Consider the following 4,995-nt stretch of genomic DNA (forward strand, 5'->3'; position numbering starts at 1 on the left):
GAAGATTGTTTCCGATATCTGTTTGATCCCGGAATAGATCGTACGCACCACCGGCGTCCGTTCCACCAGACTTTCCGCGAAGCGGATCATCGAACGCCCGATGATCCCCTTGGCGATCCAGCCCATAAGTATCGTGAAGAGGAAGAAGATCACGACGCCGAAGCCGCGCACGTTGACCTGCACGGACGGGTCGAGGCCGAGGAAATCCTGAATCAGCCGGTCCGGGTGATAGGCCTTGGGCACCAGCGGCAGCACGAAGCCGTCGATCCAGCCGATGACGCTCCAGATCAGCCAGAGCGTGAGCGCGACGGGGGCGATGACGACCAGACCCGTCAGAAACGAAGCGCGGATCCGCGCCACGAGACTGCGGCGCGTTGTGATCGGTTCTGGATCGAACGGGGTATTCATCTTGGGCGGTGCGTCCTGTTATTTTCGGTCAACAGGTAAGCGGTTTGTCCGGGGCCCACAATGGCAGCCGGTCAGCCTGCGACATTATCGTTGGACAACATAGCCAGTTGTGCCGCAATTTCAGCCGCGAGCCGTGCATTGTTGCGCACCAGCGCGATATTCGCGGTGAGCGAGCGGCCTTCCGTCAGTTCGAAAATCCGCTGCAGCAGATAGGGGGTCACGTCCTTGCCCGCGACGCCCGCAGCATCCGCGTCCTTCTGGGCGCGGGCGATGATCGGGTTCATCTCTTCGGCAGAAATTTCCGCCGAGGCGGGAATGGGATTTGCCACCAGTTGCCCGCCCGAAAGGCCGAGTGCCGCGCGCAAGCGGTGGGCCTTGGCGATCTCGCGCGGATCATCGAGGCGCAGGGGGGCTTTCAGCGGCGACTGCGCGCTCCAAAAAGCCGGGAAACTGTCCTGCCCGACGGCGATGACCGGCACGCCTTGGGTTTCCAGCACTTCGAGGGTCTTCGGTACATCGAGAATCGCCTTCGCACCCGCCGCGACGACGGTCACAGGCGTCCGGGCCAGTTCCATGAGGTCGGCGGAGATGTCGAAGCTTTCCGCAGCACCCCGGTGCACGCCGCCGACCCCGCCCGTGGCGAAAACCTCGATGCCGGCGCAGCGTGCGGCGATCATCGTCGCGGCGACGGTGGTCGCACCGGTTCCGCCCGCGCTGATGCAGACGGCCAGATCGGCGCGCGACAGCTTCGCGACATCTTTTGCCTGCGCGAGTCGGGAAAGCTGTTCATCATTTAGCCCGATGTGCAGCCGCCCATCCATCACGGCGATGGTGGCGGGCACGGCCCCGGCGGCGCGGATGTCACCCTCCACCTCGCGGGCGACTTCCAGATTCTGCGGATAGGGCATCCCGTGGGTGATGATTGTGCTTTCAAGCGCCACGACGGGGCGATTGTCACGCAGGGCGGCGGCGACCTCATCGCTCAGATGCAGGGGCAGGGCGGGGGCGGTCATATCTTGGTCTCTCCCGAAACATAGAGTGCGGCGGCTTTCAGGGCGTCTTCGAGCGCGTCGGCGCCCCGCCGCCCGCCAAGTTCTGCCGCGATATGCGCGGCCATGAAGGTATCGCCCGCGCCCGTGATCCGCGCGACCTGCACTTCGGGCGGCGACAGCGTATGCAGGCCCTTTTCGTCACCCACGGTGGCAGGCGCGCCGCCGTCGGTCACGACACAGCGGACCGCCCCGCGGGCCAGCAATCCTTCGGCTGCGGCGCGGGAGGTGGCAAAACCGGTCTGGCAGAGCAGGCCCGCCTCTTCGAGGTTGACATAAAGCGTGCCGCGCCGGGCCTGCATGAAGGGCGTCAGCCGCAATGCCTTGCCGGGGGAGGCGGGGGCAACGCGCAGATCGGCCTCCGCCAGCATGGCGTCGCGGGCGATCCGCGACAGCAGGTCGAGCGTCAGGTTCCCGTCCAGCGCTACGGCTCCGCGATAGGGCGCGGGCAGGGTGCCATCGGTGAAGGGGCGCAGTATCTTGTCGCCCGCCGCTTCCAGTGAATGGGCATCGGCAATAGCGGCGATCAGGCCGTTCGCGCCCTCCACCGCCATATAGCGATCCGTCGGCAGATCGTCGGAGCGGTAGATGAACGCGGTATCGAGGCCCCGCATCCGGCAGGCGGTGATCAATTCGTCGCCTTCGGCGTCACGGCCTACCGCGCTCAGCAAGGCAGGGGACAGGCCAAAGCGCGCCAGCGCCATCCCGATGTTCAGCGCCACACCGCCCGGCAACCGTGTGATGCGCCCCGGCATGTCAGAACCTTGCCGCATGGGGCTTTCGCAGCGTCCGATCACATCCCAGAGGACGGAACCGATGCAAAGGATATCGACAGGGGGCGCCATCCAGGCGGTTTAGCCGCACGCCGGGACGAAGCGCAAGCAGCCTTATTCGGCGGGCACGGCGAAGGTGAGCGAGGCCCAGAGCGTTTCATAAAGCGGCGCATCGGGGTCGCCCCCGGTATCGGGCGCATCGCGGATCACCACCGAATCCACCAGATAGGTCAGGCCGGGCGTGACCGGGAACCGGACGATCCCTTCGGCATCGGTGCGCAGTTTGGTCACCGTTACAGCGTCGGCTGCGTCGCGCTCATAGACTTCCACCTGCACATCGACGCGGGGGGCGCCTTCGTAGGTCAGGGCGACGGCCATCTCCTCCGCCGGAGCCAGCGTATAGGGATTGGTGAGCGCGACCAGTTCCGTCTCCAGCCCCATGGGGGCGTCGGAGCCATTGCCGTCACCCACGGCGATGAGCGCCTTGGAATGGCGGGTGTAGCTTTCCACGACCCTGTCCTGGTCGAGCCCCGCAGCCGCGTGTTCTTCGGACACCTGCGCGAAGTCCTTGTGTTCGGTAAAGCCCACGAACTTTTCCCATTCGGTGTAGATCACCCGGGCGGGTGCGGCTTCGTGCACCACGGTCAAAAGCCCGTCGCGCGGAGGCGACAGCATGGTCAGCGCGGGCGTGTCGCCCATGCGGGCCTGAACCGGTACGACGACGCCTTCGAAGGACAGGTCGAACCGGGTCGTCCGGTTCGGGAAATATGCGAGCTTGATGCCCTCGAAAATCTCGCCATTGCGCAGATTGACGGACATTTTCTGTCCCGGTTCAACCAGATACGAGGTTGCATCCAGCCAAAACTCATGGGCATCAACTGATTTAGCTGCAATAACACTGGCTAACACTAAGGCGAGACGGGACAGGGACATGCTGAATACTTTCTTTGGGTCATGGGCAAGGCTGACATGGGCCATGGTATTGTCAAGCGGGCTGGCTCTTTCGATCACACCTGCGTGTGCACATGAGGTGCAGCCGACAATCGCTGACCTGACCGTCGCCGAAGGCGCGGCAGAGCTTGTCATGCGGGTCAATCTCGAAGCGCTGCTGTCAGGGATCGACCTAGATACGGTGGTGGATACAAACGATGCGGCCGATGCGGACGTCTACGATGCCCTGCGCGCCCGCCCGCCGGAGGAAATCGCCGATCAGGCCGCGCGCCTGCTGGAGCGCTGGAACGATCTGCCGCTGCTGACGGTGGATGGCGCGCCGCTCATGCTGTCGACGGTTGCGATTTCGGTTCCCGAAAACGTGAATATCGAACTGCCCCGGATCTCGACCTGGGAACTGCGGGGCGAGGTCACGTCGGACCCGCAAAGCGCTACGGTCGCATGGCCCGATGGTTCCGGCGCGCTCGTCCTGCGCCAGCAGGGGGTGGAGGCCCCCTACACCGGCTATATCGAAGGCGGCGACACCACGCCCGAAATCAATCTGGACGGGGGCGATGCCCAAGGGGCAGGGGACGCGCTGCTGACCTATATTCCCGTCGGGTTCGATCACATCATACCGAAAGGTCTCGATCACATCCTGTTCGTCTTGGGGCTGTTCTTTCTGTCGGCGCATCTGCGTCCGCTGATCTGGCAGATCTCGGCCTTCACGCTGGCCCATACGGTGACGCTGGCGATGGGTGCGCTGGGCTGGGTCAACGTACCCGGCAGCATCGTCGAGCCGCTGATCGCGGCTTCCATCGTTTATGTCGCGGTGGAGAACGTCTTTCATTCGGGGCTGAACCGCTGGCGACCGCTGGTCATCTTCGGTTTCGGGCTGTTGCACGGGTTGGGCTTTGCCTCCGTGTTGGAGGAATTCGGCCTGCCCGAGGGCCAGTTCATTCCCGCGCTTATCGGTTTCAACATCGGGGTCGAAGTGGGCCAGGTCACCGTGGTGCTCGTGGCCGCCGCCTGCGTGTGGTGGGCGCTGCGGGTGTTGCGGGGCCGGGGACAGGTCAAACCGGCCATCCTGGGCTACGGCGTTCTGACCGTGCTGGCGCTTGCGGCGGCCTTCCTTCCATGGCCCGCGGCAGAAGTTCCGCCTGCGCTCTTCGCCCTGCCCATCGCGGCCCTTTTCGCGGCCTGCGGTCTGGCGCTGCAGTTCCGCGATGATGTGACCTTGCCCTACCGCCGCTTCGTGGCGGTGCCCTTCTCGCTCGCGATCGCGGCGGTCGGGGCCTATTGGTTCATCGAACGGGTGTTCCTCTAACCCGAGAGCCCCGCGCGCATGGCCTGCACCTTGCGGGCCAGCGCCTCGGCGGGGTTTTCCGCGCGCCAAAGCTCTTCGCCGATGCCGAAGAAGTCCGCGAAAGGCGCCAGCCGGGTGAGCGCGGCGTCATCCAGACCACCTTCGGCCACGACCGGCACTTCGATAACCTGCGACCACCATTCGAACAGGTCCGTTTCGGCATAGCTGCCGTCATCCAGCGCGCTGGCGCTGGCCGGTCCAAAGGCGATGTAATCGGCACCGGCTTCGCCCGCCGACATGCCGTCATGGCGTGAGGTGCCGCAGAACGCGCCCACAATCGCATCCTCGCCCAGCGTCTTGCGCGCATGGCGAACGGACCGCGCGGCATCGCCCAGATGCACACCATCAAGCCCGAGCCGTTCGGCCAGCAGCGTGTGGTCGGAAATGACGAGCGCCACGTCGCGGGCATGGGTCACTTCGCGCAGGGCATCGGCGGCGCGCGACAGGCGGTCTTCGTCCCGGGTGGAAA

General features: G+C 65.1%; 6 protein-coding genes. 1 reads left to right on the forward strand and 5 read right to left on the reverse strand.

The annotated features are described in order from the left end of the window. From A3764_RS05660 to A3764_RS05675, 4 genes are all read right to left on the reverse strand, one after another. Positions 1 to 408, reverse strand: a 408-nt coding sequence (locus A3764_RS05660; RefSeq protein ID WP_150122085.1) for a DUF502 domain-containing protein, incomplete at its 3' end; no start/stop codon positions are given. A 71-nt stretch (positions 409 to 479) separates the two neighbouring features. Beyond that, positions 480 to 1,421, reverse strand: a complete 942-nt coding sequence (locus A3764_RS05665; protein WP_067921170.1) for a pseudouridine-5'-phosphate glycosidase — start codon at positions 1,419 to 1,421, stop codon at positions 480 to 482. Continuing rightward, on the reverse strand, positions 1,418 to 2,302 hold the full coding sequence (locus tag A3764_RS05670; RefSeq protein ID WP_067921167.1) for a PfkB family carbohydrate kinase: 885 nt from the start codon (positions 2,300 to 2,302) through the stop codon (positions 1,418 to 1,420). The genes A3764_RS05665 and A3764_RS05670 overlap by 4 nt, the downstream gene beginning before the upstream one ends. 42 nt (positions 2,303 to 2,344) lie before the next feature. Then, positions 2,345 to 3,208: a DUF4198 domain-containing protein gene (locus A3764_RS05675; RefSeq protein WP_330220488.1), complete on the reverse strand. Its 864-nt coding sequence runs from the start codon at positions 3,206 to 3,208 to the stop codon at positions 2,345 to 2,347. Here A3764_RS05675 and A3764_RS05680 point away from each other — a divergent pair. Continuing rightward, positions 3,162 to 4,487, forward strand: coding sequence for a HupE/UreJ family protein (locus A3764_RS05680; protein WP_067921163.1), 1,326 nt, complete (start codon positions 3,162 to 3,164; stop codon positions 4,485 to 4,487). The genes A3764_RS05675 and A3764_RS05680 overlap by 47 nt on opposite strands. Here A3764_RS05680 and A3764_RS05685 read toward each other — a convergent pair. Next, positions 4,484 to 4,995 (reverse strand): thiamine phosphate synthase (locus A3764_RS05685; RefSeq protein WP_067951309.1); only part of this gene is annotated, 512 nt, incomplete at its 5' end. The genes A3764_RS05680 and A3764_RS05685 overlap by 4 nt on opposite strands.

Origin of the sequence: Sulfitobacter sp. HI0129 (assembly GCF_001635395.1) — a bacterium.
Classification (GTDB): domain Bacteria; phylum Pseudomonadota; class Alphaproteobacteria; order Rhodobacterales; family Rhodobacteraceae; genus Sulfitobacter.